Below are 17,583 nucleotides of genomic sequence, written 5' to 3' on the forward strand. Positions count from 1 at the left end.
AATCCGAGTCTCAGGCCAGTTCGCCCTTAACCAGGGGCACAAAGCGCACGGCTTCCACGGTATCGATAATAAACTCGCCGCCGCGTCGACGAACGCGCTTCAAAAGCTGCTGCTCATCGCCGACGGGCAATACAAGAATGCCACCCTCGTCCAGCTGCGAAAGAAGCGCAGTGGGGATTTCAGGTGGCGCTGCCGTGACAATGATGGCGTCAAACGGGGCGCGAGCCTGCCAACCCTGCCATCCATCGCCGTGGCGTGTCGATACATTATGTAAATCAAGCTGTTTCAGGCGACGGCGCGCCTGCCACTGCAACCCTTTAATCCGTTCCACCGAACAGACATGGTGCACAAGGTGAGCCAGGATCGCGGTTTGATACCCTGAACCGGTGCCAATTTCCAGCACCCGGGACTCTGGCGTTAGCTCCAGAAGCTCCGTCATACGCGCCACCATGTAGGGCTGCGAAATCGTCTGGCCTTGCCCAATGGGCAGCGCCACGTTTTCCCACGCTTTGTGTTCAAACGCCTCATCTACAAACTTCTCACGGGGAACCTGGGCAAGCGCGTTCAGCACCTGCTCGTTGGCGATCCCCTGTGCGCGTAATTGTTCCAGAAGAGTTTGTACACGTTTACTTACCATTGCGCGTTCACTCCGACCCGATCTAACCAGTCCGACACCACATCATGCGCGCTATAAGCGGTTAAATCTACGTGCAACGGCGTAACGGAAACGTACCCTTCATCCACCGCAGCGAAGTCGGTGTCTGGTCCGGCATCGCATTTAGCTCCCGGCGGGCCGATCCAGTACAGGGTATTGCCGCGCGGATCCTGCTGGGGAATAACCTGATCGGCAGGATGGCGACTGCCACAGCGCGTCACGCGGATCCCTTTGATCTCGTCCAGCGGGAGGTCCGGCACGTTAATATTGAGGATACGTCCGGTACGCAGCGGCTCGCGGCCAAGCGCACGGAGAATGGAGCAGGTCACCGCGGCGGCTGTGTCATAGTGGGTGTGACCGTTTAACGAGACCGCCAGCGCCGGAAACCCCAGGTGACGCCCTTCCATCGCCGCGGCCACGGTGCCGGAGTAAATCACATCATCGCCAAGATTTGGCCCGGCATTGATGCCGGAGACCACAACGTCCGGCCGCGGGCGCATCAGCGCGTTCACGCCCAGAAACACGCAGTCGGTCGGCGTCCCCATCTGGACGGCAATATCGCCATTCTCAAAGGTAAAGGTGCGAAGTGAAGACTCCAGCGTCAATGAGTTAGACGCGCCACTGCGGTTACGATCGGGAGCCACGACCTGCACATCCGCAAATTCGCGGAGGTGTTTCGCCAGCGTCTGAATACCTGGCGCATGGATCCCGTCATCGTTACTCAGCAATATTCGCATAATCACCCGACGTGTTGATAAGTTCCCTGACAACACTGGTGGCAAAGCTACCTGCCGGCAGCCAGAAGCGTAACTCGACGGTTACGTCATCCCACCAGTTCCAGCTCAGCTGTTGCGGGTAGAGGAGCATCGCACGGCGTGCCGCCTCGACCTTTTCCCGCACCAGCAACGATTGTAATTCTGGCGCATCCGCCACCGCTGACTGCTCAGCGGCCAGCGCCTCGCCCTGGGTTCCCCAGTCGCCTGAACCCGGCAAGGCGGCGGTAATCATCAGCGTTTTAGCGTCCACGCGCGACTGGACATCGGCCATCTCTTCGGCCGTTGCCACAAACCAGCTTCCGCGTCCCGCTAATTGTAGCGCATCGCCGACAACAACTTGATTCGCGTCCGGTTTTTTCAGCCGTTCGCTCACAATCTGATTAAACAACGCACTGCGGGCCGCCGACAACCAAAAACTGCGTTTATTACGATCGCGCACCGGTGCACCGCTTTGCGCCCAGCGCAGCGCGCCCAGCAGGTTGCTACCACCGATACCAAAGCGCTGAGCGCCGAAATAGTTTGGTACGCCGCGTTCGTTAATGGCCTTCAGGCGTTTTTCAACGTCCTCGCGTTCGGTCACTTCGCGCAACACCAGGGTAAAGGCATTGCCTTTCAGTGCGCCCAGACGCAATTTGCGTTTATGGCGGGCGTACTCCAGTACCTTACAGCCCTCAAGCTCAAATTTGCTTAAATCGGGCATGGCATTGCCGGGCACGCGGGCGCAAAGCCACTGTTCGGTCACGGCATGTTTATCTTTTTGACCGGCAAAGCTCACTTCGCGGGCGTGAATATTGAGGAATTTTGCCAGCGCGTCCGCCACGAAGCGGGTGTTGCAGCCGTTTTTCAGAATGCGCACCAGGATGTGCTCGCCTTCGCCGTCCGGCTCAAAACCCAGATCTTCCACTACCACGAAATCTTCAGGGTTGGCTTTCAGCAGACCCTTGCCCTGCGGTTTACCGTGCAGATACGTCAGATTGTCGAAATCCGTCATTTGGCCGCCTTCACCAGCAGCGCCACGGCTTCACAGGCAATGCCTTCGCCACGACCGGTAAAGCCCAGCTTCTCCGTGGTGGTCGCTTTGACGTTGACGTCGTCCATATGGCAACCCAGATCTTCAGCGATAAACACGCGCATCTGAGGGATGTGCGGCAGCATCTTTGGTGCCTGAGCAATGATCGTCACATCAACGTTGCCGAGGGTGTAGCCTTTGGCCTGAATACGACGCCAGGCTTCGCGCAGCAGTTCGCGGCTGTCTGCGCCTTTAAAAGCAGGATCGGTGTCCGGGAACAGTTTGCCAATGTCGCCCAGCGCGGCGGCACCCAGCAGCGCGTCGGTCAGCGCATGCAGCGCCACGTCGCCATCAGAATGCGCCAGCAGACCTTTTTCGTAAGGAATGCGCACGCCGCCAATGATAATTGGGCCAACGCCACCAAAGGCGTGTACATCAAAACCGTGTCCAATACGCATTATGCCTTCTCCTGAGGGGTCGTACGGGTAAGATAAAATTCCGCGAGCTGTAAGTCTTCCGGGCGCGTCACTTTTATATTATCAGCGCGTCCTTCAACAAGCGTGGGGTGGAAACCGCAATACTCCAGCGCCGAGGCTTCGTCCGTAATGGTCGCACCTTCTTTAAGCGCTCGCGTTAAGCAGTCGTGGAGTAATTCGCGGGGAAAAAATTGTGGCGTCAGCGCGTGCCATAGATCGACGCGCTCGACGGTGTGGGCAATCGCTGGTTTACCCGGTTCGGCACGCTTCATGGTGTCACGCACCGGGGCGGCCAGAATGCCGCCCACTTTACTGGTTTCACTCAGGGCCAGCAGACGCGACAGATCGTCGTGATGCAGACAGGGACGCGCGGCATCGTGCACCAGCACCCACTGCGCGTTCCCGGCAGCCTGAATGCCCGCCAGAACGGAGTCAGCCCGCTCTGCGCCGCCGTCAACGACGATAATCTGAGGATGATTCGCCAGCGGGAGCTGCGCAAAACGTGCATCGCCGGGGCTGATGGCAATAACAACGCGTTTCACCCGGGCATGCGCCAGCAGCGCCGCCACGGCGTGCTCGAGGATCGTTTTATCGCCAATTGAGAGATACTGCTTAGGACATTCTGTCTGCATACGCCGGCCAAAACCTGCGGCCGGCACCACGGCACAGACGTCCGAAAAAGTTGCTGCCATGTCGTAATCCTGGGCCTGATTATCGATTGTTTTGTGCGGAGCCCTGATTGCGTTTAGACGCATCCGGAACCAGACGATAAAACGTTTCGCCCGGCTTAGTCATACTAAGTTCATTGCGTGCGCGCTCCTCAATCGCCTCCTGGCCGCCATTGAGGTCATCAATTTCAGCAAAAAGTTGATCGTTACGCGCTTTAAGTTTGGCGTTTGTCGCCTGCTGTGCCGCGACGTCATCGCTCACCCGGCTGTAGTCGTGCAGTCCGTTTTTGCCGAACCACAGCGAATATTGCAGCCAGACCAGCAAAGCCAGCAACAGCAGCGTTAGTTTACCCATCCTGCCCCCTGAAAAAACGGCATCATCATCCCATAACTTTCCGCTGGACTCTACTGCGGGGTTTTAATTATGCCGTAAGTTAGCCCATCAGCCATAAAAACAGCAGGCCAAAGATGACCACAACGGTGGCGATAGTGATGAGCGTACTATACAGGAGCTTGCCGTTGAAAAGGGAGTGCAGCGCCACGCCCACCACAACCGCAACGGGCATCAGCGCCAGGAAGAAAGGCCAGGTATAGAGGAAGAAAAAGAGGGTGTTTCCACCGTAGATCAAAAACGGGATACCCAGCGCCAGTAGCCACGACACAAAGCCGACAATCGCCCCAGGGAAGGACCAGGTCGTCTCGTCGTCGGTCGTTAACGGTTCCGACCCGGTGGTAATCATGTAGTTTTCACTGTTGCGCATAGCTAATCCTGTGACCGTGACTCATCGCTCGGGAAGACAGCTCCCGAACGATACCGTCTCAGGATCTGATAATATCGTCCCGTCTGAGCAGGTCTAATAATTGGCTTACTAAATTTGTTACCAATTGTTGACCTTCCAGATGAATCTCAGGGGATTCAGGCGCTTCGTAAACCGAGTCAATACCGGTGAAGTTTCGCAGCTCTCCCGCGCGGGCTTTTTTATACAGCCCTTTCGGATCGCGCGCTTCGCAGATTGCCAGCGGCGTATCCACAAACACTTCAATGAAGCGATTCCGGCCCACGCGCTCACGCACCATCTGACGTTCGGCGCGGTGCGGTGAGATAAACGCCGTCAGCACCACCAGCCCGGCATCCGCCATCAGGCTGGCGACTTCTCCCACCCGGCGAATGTTCTCTTTACGGTCTTCATCGCTGAACCCTAAATCGCTACACAGGCCGTGACGCACGTTGTCGCCGTCCAGCAGGTAGGTGCTCACTCCCTGCTGATGCAGCGCCTCTTCCAGCGCGCCTGCCACCGTGGATTTACCGGAGCCAGACAGCCCGGTAAACCACAGCACAACCCCACGGTGACCGTGGAGCTGTTCGCGCTGGGCGACGGTGACCGGATGAGGATGCCAGACGACGTTCTCATCATGGGCAGCCATTACTTGCCTCCCAGCAAATCGCGTGCGCCCCAGTGCGGGAAGTGTTTACGCACCAGCGCATTCAGCTCAAGTTCAAACGCGCTGAACTCAGAGGCCACGGTAGCCTGCGCGTTTGGCTCACGGACCATCCCGGCGCCGACGGTGACGTTGGTCAGGCGGTCGATAAAGATCAGCCCGCCCGTCACCGGATTCTGCTGATACGGATCCAGCACCAGCGGCTCGTCGAAGGTCAGATCCACCAGACCGATGCCGTTCAGCGGTAGCTCGCTCACGTCACGGTGGGTCAGGTTGTTGATGTCCACCTGGAACTGAATGCCGTCCACGCGGGCGCGGGTTTTCTTGCCGGCAATTTTAATGTCATAGCTCTGGCCTGCTGTCAGGGGCTGTTCCGCCATCCACACCACGTCCACGGATGCGCCTTGCACCGCCGCCAGCGTTTCCTGCGCGTCGACCAGCAGATCGCCGCGGCTGATGTCAATCTCGTCTTTTAGCACCAGGGTTACCGCTTCACCTGCCCCTGCTTCGTCCAGATCGCCATCAAAGGTGACGATACGGGCAATGGTCGATTCCACGCCGGACGGCAGCACCTTCACGCGCTGGCCCACGTTGACCGAGCCGGACGCAAGGGTGCCGGAGAAGCCGCGGAAATCGAGGTTCGGACGGTTTACGTACTGCACCGGGAAGCGCATCGGCTGGGTCTCAACCACGCGCTGAATTTCAACGGTTTCCAGCACCTCCAGCAGCGTCGGGCCGCTGTACCACGGCATGTTCGCGCTCTGAGAGGCGACGTTATCCCCTTCCAGCGCCGACAGCGGCACAAAGCGAATATCGAGGTTGCCCGGCAGCTGTTCAGCAAAGGTCAGGTAGCTCTGGCGGATCTCGTCGAATCGCGCTTCGCTGTAGTCCACCAGATCCATTTTGTTCACCGCCACCACCAGGTGTTTGATCCCCAGCAGCGTAGAGATAAAGCTGTGACGACGCGTCTGATCCAGCACGCCTTTACGGGCGTCCATCAGCAGGATCGCCAGGTCACAGGTGGACGCGCCGGTCGCCATGTTACGGGTGTACTGCTCATGCCCCGGGGTGTCGGCGATAATAAATTTGCGCTTTTCGGTAGAGAAGTAGCGATAGGCGACATCAATGGTAATGCCCTGCTCGCGCTCCGCCTGCAAGCCGTCCACCAGCAGCGCCAGGTCGAGTTTTTCGCCCTGGGTGCCGTGGCGTTTACTGTCATTGTGCAGGGAAGAGAGCTGATCTTCGTAAATTTGTCGCGTGTCGTGCAGCAGACGACCAATCAGGGTACTTTTCCCGTCATCAACGCTGCCGCAGGTCAGGAAACGCAGCAGACTTTTGTACTGTTGGGCGTGCAGATAAGCTTCTACGCCGCCTTCATCGGCAATTTGTTGGGCAATAGTCGTATTCATGGCGGCTCCTTAGAAATAACCCTGACGTTTCTTCAGCTCCATGGAGCCTGCCTGGTCGCGGTCAATCACGCGGCCCTGTCGCTCACTGGTGGTCGACACCAGCATCTCCTCGATGATCTCCGGCAGCGTCTGCGCACTGGATTCCACCGCGCCGGTCAACGGCCAGCAGCCGAGAGTACGGAAACGGACCATCTGTTTTTTGATCACTTCACCCGGCTGTAAATCAATGCGATCGTCGTCGATCATCATCAGCATGCCGTCGCGCTCCAGGACCGGGCGCTCTGCTGCCAGATACAGCGGAACGATCTCAATATTTTCCAGATAGATGTACTGCCAGATATCCAGCTCGGTCCAGTTGGAGAGCGGGAAGACGCGAATGCTTTCGCCCTTGTTGATCTGGCCGTTGTAGTTGTGCCACAGCTCCGGACGCTGGTTTTTCGGGTCCCAGCGGTGGAAGCGGTCGCGGAAAGAGTAGATACGCTCTTTGGCGCGGGATTTCTCTTCGTCACGCCGCGCGCCGCCGAAGGCCGCATCAAAACCGTATTTATTCAGCGCCTGCTTCAGCCCTTCGGTTTTCATGATATCGGTATGCTTGGCGCTGCCGTGCACGAACGGGTTGATGCCCATCGCCACCCCTTCCGGGTTTTTGTGCACCAGCAGCTCGCAGCCGTAGGCTTTGGCGGTACGGTCACGAAACTCGTACATCTCGCGGAATTTCCAGCCGGTATCCACATGCAGCAGCGGGAACGGCAGCGTCCCCGGATAAAACGCTTTACGCGCCAGGTGCAGCATGACGCTGGAATCTTTACCGATGGAGTACATCATCACCGGGTTAGAGAACTCGGCGGCCACTTCGCGGATAATGTGGATACTTTCCGCTTCGAGCTGCCGCAGGTGAGTAAGTCGTTTTTGGTCCATAACCGTTCCTTAAGCCAAATTTACAACAGAAGCGCCGAAGCCTTCTGTGTCGGTTGTGTGTTGGAACCAGGCGAGCGAGCTGTGCAACTGCACCACTTCTCCCACCACGATCAGGGCGGGCATCGGGGCGTCTTTCGCCAGGGTTGCAAGGTCTTGTAAAGTGCCGATGGCGACATGCTGATCGACGCGTGTCCCGCGGGAGATAACTGCTACCGGCGTCGTCGCATCGCGACCGTGCTGAATAAGCTGTTCGCTGATGTCTGCCGCTTTCATCGTGCCCATATAAATCGCCAGCGTTTGTCGGCTCTGGGCGAGATGCGACCAGTCAAACGGCGTGCTGTCGGCTTTATAATGCCCGGTCACAAAGGTCACGCTCTGGGCGTAATCGCGATGGGTCAGCGGAATACCGGCGTAGGCCGTGACGGCAGACGCCGCCGTAATACCGGGGACCACCTGGAACGGGACGCCCGCTTCGGCTGCCGCCTGCAACTCCTCGCCACCACGGCCGAAGATAAACGGGTCGCCCCCTTTCAGGCGCACCACGGTCTTGCCCGCTTTCGCGGCGGCAATCAGCATTTGATTGGTGTCGTGCTGCGGCACGGAGTGCTCGCCGGCACGTTTGCCGACGCAAATTTGCTCCGCGTCACGGCGGATCAGTTCGCGAATACCGTCGGTGACCAGATGGTCGTAGAACACGACATCCGCATCCTGAAGAACCTGGAGGCCACGCAGCGTGAGCAGCCCGGCATCGCCCGGCCCGGCGCCCACCAGAATGATCTCCCCGCCCGTACTGCCGGGGTTATCCAGTTCGTCTTCGAGAATTTGTTGCGCCGCCGTCTCGTTACCGGCATGCATCAGGCTGGCAAAGCGGCCGCGAAACACACGCTCCCAGAAGCGACGGCGTTCCGTCACGCTGGTCAGACGCGTTTTAAGGTGGTTGCGCCAGTAGCTGGCCTTCTCCGCCATGCGCCCGAGGCTGGTCGGCAGCAGCGCTTCGATTTTTTCCCGCAGTACGCGCGCCAGCACCGGCGCGGTGCCGCCGGAGGAGATCGCCACCAGCAGCGGCGAGCGGTCAACAATCGACGGGAAGATAAACGAGCACAGCGGCTGGTCGTCTACCACGTTCACCAGACGGTGACGGTCCTGAGCTGCGTCGGAGATTCGGCGATTGAGCGCCCGATCTTCGGTTGCCGCAATCACCAGCACCACGCTGTCGATCTGAGACTCTTCAAAATCCGCCTCTGCAACGACCTGCACCTGCGCCCCGGCGCGTTGCAGGAACGCGATTTTGCGATCGGCAATTTCACCCGTCCCGACAACCAGTACCGGTCGGTCTTTCAAGGCGGCAAAAAGGGGGAGATAGTCCACAGGCAACAACTCACTAACAACCAGGAATAAAGGGACTATAGGGGGCAGCTTAGATCGAATGAAATTACGAATTGGAATGAGTAGTTACTCAATGGAATAACGCCGTGAAAAAGCAAATATCAAAAAGTGCTTAACATGCGAAATTTCGGGCATTTAAGCGCAATTCAAATTGTGTCTACCCGATCACAGTTTCATACTATGCGGGTTAAAATTTTGCTCTGTTTTTAAGGACTCACTATGTTTTCCGCAATGCGCCACCGATTCGTTGCCCTGGCGCTCGGCGTTTGCTTTATCCTTCCGGCTCAGGCAAAAAATCAATCTTACGGTGAAATAGCCAGTATGCAGGCGCGGCATATTGCGACGGTCTTTCCGGGCCGCATGACCGGAACCCCAGCCGAAATGCTCTCGGCAGACTATATTCGTCAGCAGTTTGCGGATATGGGCTATGAGAGCGACATTCGCGCTTTCCACAGCCGCTACATCTATACCTCACGCAATAAAACGCAGAACTGGCATAACGTAACCGGCAGCACGGTCATTGCGGCGCACGAAGGAAAGGCGGCTGAGCAGATTATTATTATGGCGCACCTTGATACCTACACGCCGATGAGCGACGCCGATGTCGATAATAACCTCGGCGGGCTGACGCTTCAGGGACTGGATGACAATGCGGCGGGGCTGGGCGTCATGCTTGAGCTGGCCGAACGCCTGAAGAATATTCCGACGAAATACAGCATTCGCTTTGTTGCGACCAGCGGTGAAGAAGAAGGAAAACTCGGCGCTGAGAATCTCCTTAAGCGCATGACCGCTGAGGAGAAGAAAAATACATTGCTGGTGATTAACCTCGATAATCTGATCGTGGGAGATAAGCTCTATTTTAATAGCGGACAGAGCACGCCGAGCAGCGTACGTAAACTCACCCGCGACCGCGCGCTGGCGCTTGCCCGCACGCATGGCGTCTATGCCGCGACAAATCCGGGCGGTAACCCCGATTATCCCAAAGGCACGGGCTGCTGTAATGACGGTGAAGTGTTTGATAAGGCGGGCATTCCGGTGCTGTACGTCGAGGCAACTAACTGGGCGCTGGGCAAAAAAGATGGCTATCAGCAGCGCGCTAAATCGAAGGCGTTCCCAAACGGGACCAGCTGGCATGACGTGCGGCTGGATAATCAGCAGCACATTGATAAAACGCTGCCGCAGCGGATTGAGCACCGCAGCCGGGATGTCGTGAAAGTGATGCTGCCGCTGGTGAAGGAGCTGGCGAAAGCGGGGAAAGCCTGATGCAATTAAGCCCGGTGGCGCTGCGCTTACCGGGCCTACAACGGCACGAAACGTAGGCCCGGTAAGGCGTAGACGCCACCGGGCGAAAAAACATTACCCTTCGTGCAGCCCGCACTCGCGCTTCAGCCCAAAGAATCGCGTCTCTTCTTCCGCCATTCCCGGTTCCCATTTACGCGTGGTGTGGGTGTCGCCTACCGACAGGTAGCCTTGATCCCACAGCGGATGGTACTTCAGCCCGTGCTTTTGCAGATACTGGTACACCGTGCGGTTATCCCAGTCGATGATCGGCAGCACTTTGAACACGCCACGCTGCACCGCCAGCACCGGCAGCGTTGCCCGGCTCCCGGACTGCTCGCGGCGGAGCCCAGCAAACCACGTCTGCGCATGAAGATCTTTCAGCGCGCGGTTCATCGGCTCGACCTTGTTGATCTCATTGTATTTCTCGATGCCCTCAACGCCCTGCTCCCACAGCTTGCCGTAACGCGCCTCCTGCCAGGCCGCGCTTTCGGTTGCGCGATAAACCTTCAGGTTCAGCTTGAGCTTGTCCGTCAGCTCGTCGATAAACTGATAGGTCTCCGGGAACAGATAGCCGGTATCGGTGAGGATCACCGGAATGTCCGGACGGATCTGATTCACCAGATGCAGACTGACCGCCGCCTGAATGCCAAAGCTCGACGAAAGCACATAGTCTCCCGGCAGGTTTTCCAGCGCCCACGCCACGCGCCCTTCGGCGTCGAGCTTTTCCAGTTGGGCGTTAGTTTCTGCCAGGGCCAGAATGCGTTCAACTTTTGGCAGGTCATTAAGGGCGTTTAGATCGAGTACGGACATAAGAACCTCGTTTACCTGTTTCGCCGGGCGGCACTGCGTTTGCCCGGCCTACAAAACCCGTAGGCCCGGTAAGCGAAGCGCCACCGGGCAAAGGATGGATTACTCCCAGAAATCCCTTGCGGGATCGAGCACCGGGCGAATGATGCCCGCACGTACCGTAAAGTCGCCGAAGCCTTCACCCGCTTCGCGCTCTTTCGCCCAGCGTCCGATAAGCACGTCGAGGGAATCGAGAATTTCCGGCTCGGTGATGTTCTCGCGGAACATACGCGGAATTCGTGTCCCGATACGGTTACCGCCCAGATGCAGGTTATAGCGACCCGGCGCTTTCCCTACCAGACCGAGTTCGGCCAGCATCGCGCGGCCGCAGCCGTTCGGACAGCCCGTCACGCGCATAACAATATGCTCATCCGGAATACCGTGTTTTTCCAGAATCGCCTCCACTTTATCAGTGAAGGACGGCAGGAATCGCTCGGCTTCGGCCATCGCCAGCGGACAGGTCGGGAACGACACGCAGGCCATTGAGTTTTCACGCTGCGCGCTCACCGCATTCATCAACCCGTGCTCGCGGGCCAGCTCTTCAATTCTCGCCTTATCGCTTTCCGGCACGCTGGCGACGATCAGGTTCTGGTTGGCGGTAATACGGAACTCGCCTTTGTGGATCTTTGCGATTTCCAGCAGGCCGGTTTTCAGCGGACGGCCCGGATAATCAAGAATACGGCCGTTTTCGATAAACAGCGTCAGGTGCCAGTTATTGTCGATGCCTTTTACCCAGCCGATGCGATCGCCGCGACCGGTGAATTCGTAAGGGCGGATCGGCTCAAACTTGATGCCCGCGCGACGCTCCACTTCTTCTTTGAACGTCTCGACGCCTACGCGCTCAAGGGTATATTTGGTTTTCGCGTTTTTACGATCGGTACGGTTACCCCAGTCGCGCTGGGTCGTAACCACCGCCTCTGCCACGGCCAGCGTGTGCTCCAGCGGCAGGAAGCCGAACTCGCTCGCGGTGCGGGCGTAAGTTTTCTTGTTACCGTGCTCAATGGACAAACCGCCGCCCACCAGCAGGTTAAAGCCGACCAGCTTGCCGTTTTCGGCAATCGCCACGAAGTTCATGTCGTTGGCGTGCAGGTCGATATCGTTCTGCGGCGGGATCACCACCGTGGTTTTAAACTTACGCGGCAGGTAGGTCTGACCGAGGATCGGCTCTTCATCGGTGGTGGCGACTTTCTCCTGATCGAGCCAGATCTCCGCATAGGCGCGGGTACGTGGCAGCAGATGTTCGGAGATTTTTTTCGCCCACTCGTACGCTTCGGCGTGCAGCTCAGATTCGTACGGGTTCGAGGTGCAAAGCACGTTACGGTTCATGTCGTTGGCAGTCGCCAGCGCGTCCAGACCCACGGAGTGCAGCATCTGGTGCACCGGCTTGACGTTCTTCTTCAGAATGCCGTGGAACTGGAAGGTCTGACGGTTGGTCAGACGAATGCTGCCGTAGATTGTGTTTTCACCGGCAAACTTGTCGATCGCCTGCCACTGTTTCGTGGTGATTACCCCGCCCGGCAGACGACAGCGCAGCAGCATCGCGTGACGCGGCTCCAGCTTCTGTTCGGCACGCTCGGCGCGGATATCGCGGTCGTCCTGTTGGTACATACCGTGGAAACGGATCAGCAGGAAGTTGTCGCCTTTGAAACCGCCGGTCAGGCCGTCATTTAAATCTTCGGCAATGGTACCGCGCAGGTAGTTGCTCTCTACCTTCATGCGCTCGGCATCAGTCAGTTTGCCTTCGACCACCAGTGGGCCAGGATGTTTTTCGCTCATTAGTAGACATCTCGCTGATAACGGCGCTCTACGCGCAGCTCACTTAAAAATTCATCCGCCGTTTCGGCATCCATACCGCCGAATTCGGCAATCACTTCCAGCAGTGCCTGCTCAACGTCTTTCGCCATGCGATTGGCGTCGCCGCAGACATAAATGTGGGCGCCGTCATTGATCCAGCGCCACAGCTCTGCGCCCTGTTCGCGCAGTTTGTCTTGTACGTATACTTTTTCTTTCTGATCGCGGGACCAGGCCAGATCGATGCGGGTCAGCACGCCCTCTTTGACGTAGCGCTGCCACTCAACCTGGTAGAGGAAATCTTCAGTAAAGTGCGGGTTGCCGAAGAAAAGCCAGTTTTTACCCGGCGCGTCGTCTGCTGCACGCTGCTGCATAAAGGCGCGGAATGGCGCAATACCGGTGCCCGGGCCAATCATAATCACCGGCGTTTCGGGGTTCGCCGGCAGGCGGAAGTTGTCGTTGTGCTCGATAAAGACGCGAACTTCACCCTCTTCTTCCACGCGGTCTGCCAGGAAGCCTGACGCCCCGCCCGCGCGCGCGCGGCCTTCGATGTCGTAACGCACCACGCCAACGGTGATGTGGACTTCGTTTTCCACTTCCGCCTGCGAGGAGGCGATGGAGTACAGGCGCGGGGTCAGCGGACGCAGCAGGCCGACCAGCGCGTCAGCATCCAGCTGTGCCGGAGAGAAACGCACCATATCGACAATCGGCGTTGTCGCCGCGTATTGCTGTAACTTCGCCTTGTCCCCGACCAGCGGAAGGAGCGATTCGCTGCGGGTTAAGGTGGCGTAGTTTTCAACGATGTTGGCGGTGTTGACCGTCAGTTCGAAATGCCACTGGAGCGCCTCGGAGATCGAGAGCGTTTTGCCGTCCACGGTAACCGGTTCATCGCCTTTCAACCACAGCAGTTCGACCAGCTCTTTCACCAGCGCCGGATCGTTCTGATACCAGACGCCCAGCGCATCGCCAGGCTGGTAACGCAGGCCAGAGTCACCGAGATCGATTTCGATATGGCGCACGTCTTTTTCTGAATCACGGCCCGTGATTTTCTGGTTTACCGACAGGCTCGCCGTCAGCGGCGCCTCTTTCGTGTAAGGGCTGGTGTGGATTTCGTTAACGGTGCCGGCTACGGTAACGGCGGCCTGCGCTGGCGTCTCTTTCGGGACGCGGGCCTTCAGCACCTCAACGATGCGCGCCCGCCATTCGGCGGCGGCAGCCTGGTATTCCACGTCAGCGTCTACGCGATCCAGCAGGCGCTCTGCGCCCAGCTCCGCCAGCTTGCTGTCGAAATCTTTACCGGACTGGCAGAAAAATTCATAGGACGTATCACCGAGGCCGAAGACGGCAAAGGCGGTGCCCTCGAGCTTTGGTGCTTTTTTCGAGAACAGGAACTTATGCAGCGCGACGGCTTCTTCAGCAGGCTCACCTTCCCCCTGCGTTGACGCCACCACCACCAGCAGTTTTTCTGACGCGATCTGTTTGAATTTATAATCCCCGGCGTTGACCAGGTTAACGTTCAGCTTCGCGGCGAGCAGGTCATCACGCAGCGCTTCGGCCACACGACGGGCATTACCCGTTTGCGAAGCGGAGATAAGCGTGATGGCAGGAATTTCAACGGCCGTTGGCGGTACGCCTGCCACAGCACCCGGCTGCTGGTTCAGCATTCCCCAGAAATAGCCGGAGACCCAGGCAAGCTGGGTGGGTGAAAAATCGGAAGTCGCGGCCTGGAGGCGCGCCAGTTGCTCCGGGTTAAGGGGAAGCAAATTTGAAGGTGGGGCCTGTGTTGTCATGCGTCGTTATGTTCCAGTAGCAAAGCGGACTTTAAGCGAATAAATCCAAACTGAAGATAAGGTTAACGGCGGGGATAATAACAATTAAAGAAGGGATGGAAATAATAAATAACCAAATGGACTAACCTGTTTTAGTTATCGTTCTTAACGATAAAAGCGATTAAATAACTATATGAAATAAAACAACAAAAGTCGATAAACACCATGAATACGAGGCGGTGACCGTTCAGAGCCGTTTTAGTTAATGATAAAAATTGTGCTTTCCGGTACTATGCGGCGGTTTTTTCCGCATTCCTGAGAGCTATGATGTCCACCACACTGTTTAAAGATTTCACCTTCGAAGCCGCACACCACCTTCCACACGTTCCTGCCGGGCACAAATGTGGCCGCCTGCATGGACACTCGTTTATGGTGCGTCTTGAAATCACCGGTGAAGTCGATCCCCATACGGGCTGGATCATGGACTTTGCCGAACTGAAGGCCGCGTTTAAGCCGACCTACGATCGTCTCGATCACTACTATCTGAATGATATTCCGGGCCTTGAAAACCCGACCAGCGAAGTGCTGGCGAAATGGATTTGGGATCAGATGAAACCGCTTGTGCCGCTGCTGAGCGCGGTGATGATCAAAGAGACCTGCACGGCAGGCTGCGTCTACCGCGGGGAGTGAATCTCCTCCGTTTCGGCCTCAAGAGGCACGAGCGGCGTAAACTCATAGAGCACCAGCGCATTACTCTCCAGTGATTCTGTCAGTTGCCAGCCGTCATCAATGCGTTCATCGTATAGGGAAAGCGTTGGACGCGCTTTGTGCGCTATCCAGCGCCACATCTCTTCGTCAGGGCCGCTTTCGCTGCCTACCCCTTCAAGCAACGGATAGAGCGCGCCGTTATGCTGATCGAAAAGATGGCGTTTAATTCGCCAAATACCGCGCATTCCCTTCAGGTGTAAATGATACTGCTGGCGAAAACGCTGGATGAATGCTTCTTCACTGGAAAGGAGCGGATTAAAAACCACCACATTACGCAGCAGCAACTGGTAACCATTGTGATGGCGCGTGAGCAGAACACGCCCGTCGTTTACCAGCACCTCGCCCCGCAGGCGTTGCCAGAGCCAGAGTACCCAATAAACCGGCCGTGGAAGACCATGGTTGTACTGTAGCGCAAGGCTTGACGTATCGATGGTGTTGTTCGCACGGGCTTCACCCTGAAGGCCCGAATTGAGCCAGAATCCCCCTAGCCAGACCTGTTCCGATAGCCCGAGCAGGCTCTGCATCAGCAGCGCCCCACGAAAAAACCAGCCGTTTGTCGCCCGCGTGTTCCCGGTGAGGGTATTCCAGGAGAGAAGCCAGACGGGAAGCGAACATTTGCGCAGACGAAGGGCGGCGATAATCTGGCGGATCTTCTGTACCGGATAATTTTCTGTAGAAGAGAGTTGGGCTGGCTCCCGCTGCGCAGGATCGAGAAGTTCATTGGCATCGGCTGAACAGGCAAGAAAATCGGCCTGCATCAGGATGGCTGAGCTGAACAGGGTATTGTCGCTCACGCCCGCGCTGTCGGGTGAAAATCGATGCCATAAACCAAACTTTGCCTGTGGCAGATAGTTGCGTATGACGTTTTGCTGCGCCAGCCAGACCTGCTCCCGGGTCTCCTCACTCGCCTGTGTTGACCAGTGCATGACAAAGTGCCAGCCCGCGGTGATCACGGGCGAAAAATGATTGACCGACCGTTGTAAAAAACGGGCAAGTAGATCGCGACGGGTCGTTACGCCGGTGTGCAGCAGCACCGTCCATTGCTTTTTTGCCAGCCAGGTGAAGAGCTGATGCAGATTGTACCAGCAGGCGTAGCCCGCCATCTGGGGGTCATCCCACCCGGTGGCAAACAGACGGCTGCTGAGAAAAGGTTCGGCGATATCAATCCCCTCTATGGGAATGGCCTCATTTATCGCTTCAAGATTCTGACGAACGTCCTCACGCAGTAAATCGTCGAGCTCACGCAGAGTAATGACCACCCGCATACGGCGCAGCGAGGTGGAGAGAGAATTAAGCTGCTCAAGATCCAGTGTCTGCTCCTGCTGCGGTCGATCGATAAGCGGGGAGGCTCCCCAGCCGCGCGCCACCGGTTCATTGAGCAGGCTAAACAGCTTATCCATGGCCACCGGATAGCGCTGCTCACACCTGTCCGTACGAACACGTGTGGCCTCCGGGTGCTGGCGTCGGGACTTACGAAACTCACCCGGGGACATATTGTGAACACGCCGAAACCGATCGGTCATCATACGCGTGCTGGCGAAACCCTGCTCAAGCGCAATCTGGTGCAGCGGTCGGTTCGTCAGACGGAGCGCGTCAGCCGCCTTTTCCAGCCGCAGGGTGGTGATGTACTGCATGAAACTGATCCCCACTTCCTTTCTAAAGAGACGAGAGAGCCAGGCTTCAGAGACATATTCACTCGCGGCGATTTCCGCTAGCGTAATACGGCGAGAATAACTGGCATTGATCCGCTCTATCACCCGGGCAATGCGTTTGCTGTGCGCTGGGGAAAGTTCACGGGACAAATACCGGGCGGGCTGCTGAAAGCGGCTGGTCAGCAACAGCAATATCTCGCTCAGCCAGCGGTACGTCTCCAACCGGTAGCGGTGTGGGTCGTTAATGAGGGTGACCACAAGAAGCTGGCGCAGCAGATCGCGAAGCGCATCGCATTGGGGCCAGACGCCTCCGGCTTCTGCCGGTATAGCGTAATCATGGACAAAAAAATCATTGCAGAGCTGGACCACCCAGCGCCCGGAAAGGGACACGCGCAGGGTGATATTTGCCGTTTCGCTCGTGAACTGCCAGCGTCGATGACGGTTGATGATGGCAAGGGTATTGGCCTCCAGGATGTCACGTCCCACATCGGTATTCAGCTCAGCCCGCCCTTCCAGCACCCAGAGCAACGTTAGCGTATCGCCTTCATCCTCCACGCAGTGGCGAATGTCCTGGATCTCCACCCAAAATTCATCTCCCCGCTGATTCATCTTTCCCCTCATCAAAGACAAATAATGACCGGCTCTTTTTTGTCATAACGGAATTGTATGAAAAACAATCAAAACAAAACCGTCGCTTTACAACAAAAAAATGCATTTTCTGGCAGTGCGATCGTCATAG

At 57.3% G+C, this 17,583-nt stretch carries 17 protein-coding genes; 2 read left to right on the forward strand and 15 right to left on the reverse strand.

From position 1 onward, the window contains the following. Positions 1–10 precede the first annotated feature (10 nt). The 11 genes from ACQG0S_RS17240 to cysG all read right to left on the reverse strand — a co-directional run bounded on the left by ACQG0S_RS17240 (position 11) and on the right by cysG (position 8,719). Entirely contained in the window at positions 11–637 is a 627-nt protein-coding gene (locus tag ACQG0S_RS17240) for a protein-L-isoaspartate(D-aspartate) O-methyltransferase (protein WP_022649184.1), read from the reverse strand. Then, the gene (surE, locus tag ACQG0S_RS17245) at positions 631–1,392 is read right to left on the reverse strand and encodes a 5'/3'-nucleotidase SurE (protein ID WP_023298480.1); all 762 of its coding nucleotides are present in this window, start codon (positions 1,390–1,392) and stop codon (positions 631–633) included. The genes ACQG0S_RS17240 and surE overlap by 7 nt, the downstream gene beginning before the upstream one ends. Next, complete coding sequence (gene truD, locus ACQG0S_RS17250) at positions 1,373–2,422, reverse strand: tRNA pseudouridine(13) synthase TruD (protein ID WP_023298481.1); 1,050 nt, start codon at positions 2,420–2,422, stop codon at positions 1,373–1,375. Before truD ends, surE begins: the two co-directional genes overlap by 20 nt. Then, positions 2,419–2,898 carry a 2-C-methyl-D-erythritol 2,4-cyclodiphosphate synthase gene (gene ispF, locus ACQG0S_RS17255; protein WP_003862097.1) on the reverse strand — a complete coding sequence of 160 codons (480 nt, stop codon included), beginning with the start codon at positions 2,896–2,898 and terminating at the stop codon, positions 2,419–2,421. The genes truD and ispF overlap by 4 nt, the downstream gene beginning before the upstream one ends. Continuing rightward, positions 2,898–3,608, reverse strand: coding sequence for a 2-C-methyl-D-erythritol 4-phosphate cytidylyltransferase (gene ispD / locus ACQG0S_RS17260; protein ID WP_048966186.1), 711 nt, complete (start codon positions 3,606–3,608; stop codon positions 2,898–2,900). The genes ispF and ispD overlap by 1 nt, the downstream gene beginning before the upstream one ends. 19 nt (positions 3,609–3,627) lie before the next feature. Beyond that, on the reverse strand, positions 3,628–3,939 hold the full coding sequence (gene ftsB / locus ACQG0S_RS17265) for a cell division protein FtsB (protein ID WP_003862095.1): 312 nt from the start codon (positions 3,937–3,939) through the stop codon (positions 3,628–3,630). A 79-nt stretch (positions 3,940–4,018) separates the two neighbouring features. Further along, complete coding sequence (locus ACQG0S_RS17270) at positions 4,019–4,345, reverse strand: DUF3561 family protein (protein ID WP_006811767.1); 327 nt, start codon at positions 4,343–4,345, stop codon at positions 4,019–4,021. 58 nt (positions 4,346–4,403) lie between these two features. Then, positions 4,404–5,009: an adenylyl-sulfate kinase gene (gene cysC / locus ACQG0S_RS17275; RefSeq protein WP_022649188.1), complete on the reverse strand. Its 606-nt coding sequence runs from the start codon at positions 5,007–5,009 to the stop codon at positions 4,404–4,406. Further along, positions 5,009–6,433, reverse strand: a complete 1,425-nt coding sequence (cysN, locus tag ACQG0S_RS17280; RefSeq protein WP_022649189.1) for a sulfate adenylyltransferase subunit CysN — start codon at positions 6,431–6,433, stop codon at positions 5,009–5,011. The genes cysC and cysN overlap by 1 nt, the downstream gene beginning before the upstream one ends. Before the next feature lie 9 nt (positions 6,434–6,442). Next, positions 6,443–7,351 carry a sulfate adenylyltransferase subunit CysD gene (gene cysD, locus ACQG0S_RS17285; protein ID WP_006811770.1) on the reverse strand — a complete coding sequence of 303 codons (909 nt, stop codon included), beginning with the start codon at positions 7,349–7,351 and terminating at the stop codon, positions 6,443–6,445. A 9-nt stretch (positions 7,352–7,360) separates the two neighbouring features. Then, positions 7,361–8,719 carry a siroheme synthase CysG gene (gene cysG, locus ACQG0S_RS17290; protein WP_023306832.1) on the reverse strand — a complete coding sequence of 453 codons (1,359 nt, stop codon included), beginning with the start codon at positions 8,717–8,719 and terminating at the stop codon, positions 7,361–7,363. A 237-nt stretch (positions 8,720–8,956) separates the two neighbouring features. Here cysG and ACQG0S_RS17295 point away from each other — a divergent pair, with 237 nt between their 5' ends. Then, the gene (locus ACQG0S_RS17295) at positions 8,957–10,000 is read left to right on the forward strand and encodes an aminopeptidase (protein ID WP_023298484.1); all 1,044 of its coding nucleotides are present in this window, start codon (positions 8,957–8,959) and stop codon (positions 9,998–10,000) included. A 93-nt stretch (positions 10,001–10,093) separates the two neighbouring features. Here ACQG0S_RS17295 and cysH read toward each other — a convergent pair whose 3' ends face one another. The 3 genes from cysH to cysJ all read right to left on the reverse strand — a co-directional run bounded on the left by cysH (position 10,094) and on the right by cysJ (position 14,445). Next, entirely contained in the window at positions 10,094–10,828 is a 735-nt protein-coding gene (gene cysH / locus ACQG0S_RS17300) for a phosphoadenosine phosphosulfate reductase (RefSeq protein WP_023298485.1), read from the reverse strand. A 99-nt stretch (positions 10,829–10,927) separates the two neighbouring features. Continuing rightward, positions 10,928–12,640, reverse strand: coding sequence for an assimilatory sulfite reductase (NADPH) hemoprotein subunit (gene cysI, locus ACQG0S_RS17305; protein ID WP_023306833.1), 1,713 nt, complete (start codon positions 12,638–12,640; stop codon positions 10,928–10,930). Beyond that, a complete protein-coding gene (cysJ, locus tag ACQG0S_RS17310) occupies positions 12,640–14,445 on the reverse strand; it encodes an NADPH-dependent assimilatory sulfite reductase flavoprotein subunit (RefSeq protein ID WP_058676750.1) in 1,806 nt (601 codons plus the stop codon). The genes cysI and cysJ overlap by 1 nt, the downstream gene beginning before the upstream one ends. Before the next feature lie 303 nt (positions 14,446–14,748). Here cysJ and queD point away from each other — a divergent pair, with 303 nt between their 5' ends. Beyond that, positions 14,749–15,114 (forward strand): 6-carboxytetrahydropterin synthase QueD, encoded by a 366-nt coding sequence (gene queD / locus ACQG0S_RS17315; RefSeq protein WP_006811776.1) that lies wholly within the window; start codon positions 14,749–14,751, stop codon positions 15,112–15,114. On the opposite strand, the gene ACQG0S_RS17320 is transcribed toward queD, so the two are convergent. Continuing rightward, on the reverse strand, positions 15,099–17,453 hold the full coding sequence (locus tag ACQG0S_RS17320; RefSeq protein ID WP_048966188.1) for a helix-turn-helix domain-containing protein: 2,355 nt from the start codon (positions 17,451–17,453) through the stop codon (positions 15,099–15,101). The two genes, queD and ACQG0S_RS17320, sit on opposite strands and share 16 nt — an antisense overlap. Positions 17,454–17,583: the final 130 nt, after the last annotated feature.

It is taken from the genome of Enterobacter cloacae complex sp. 418I7 (assembly GCF_050030705.1).
GTDB lineage: Bacteria > Pseudomonadota > Gammaproteobacteria > Enterobacterales > Enterobacteriaceae > Enterobacter > Enterobacter intestinihominis.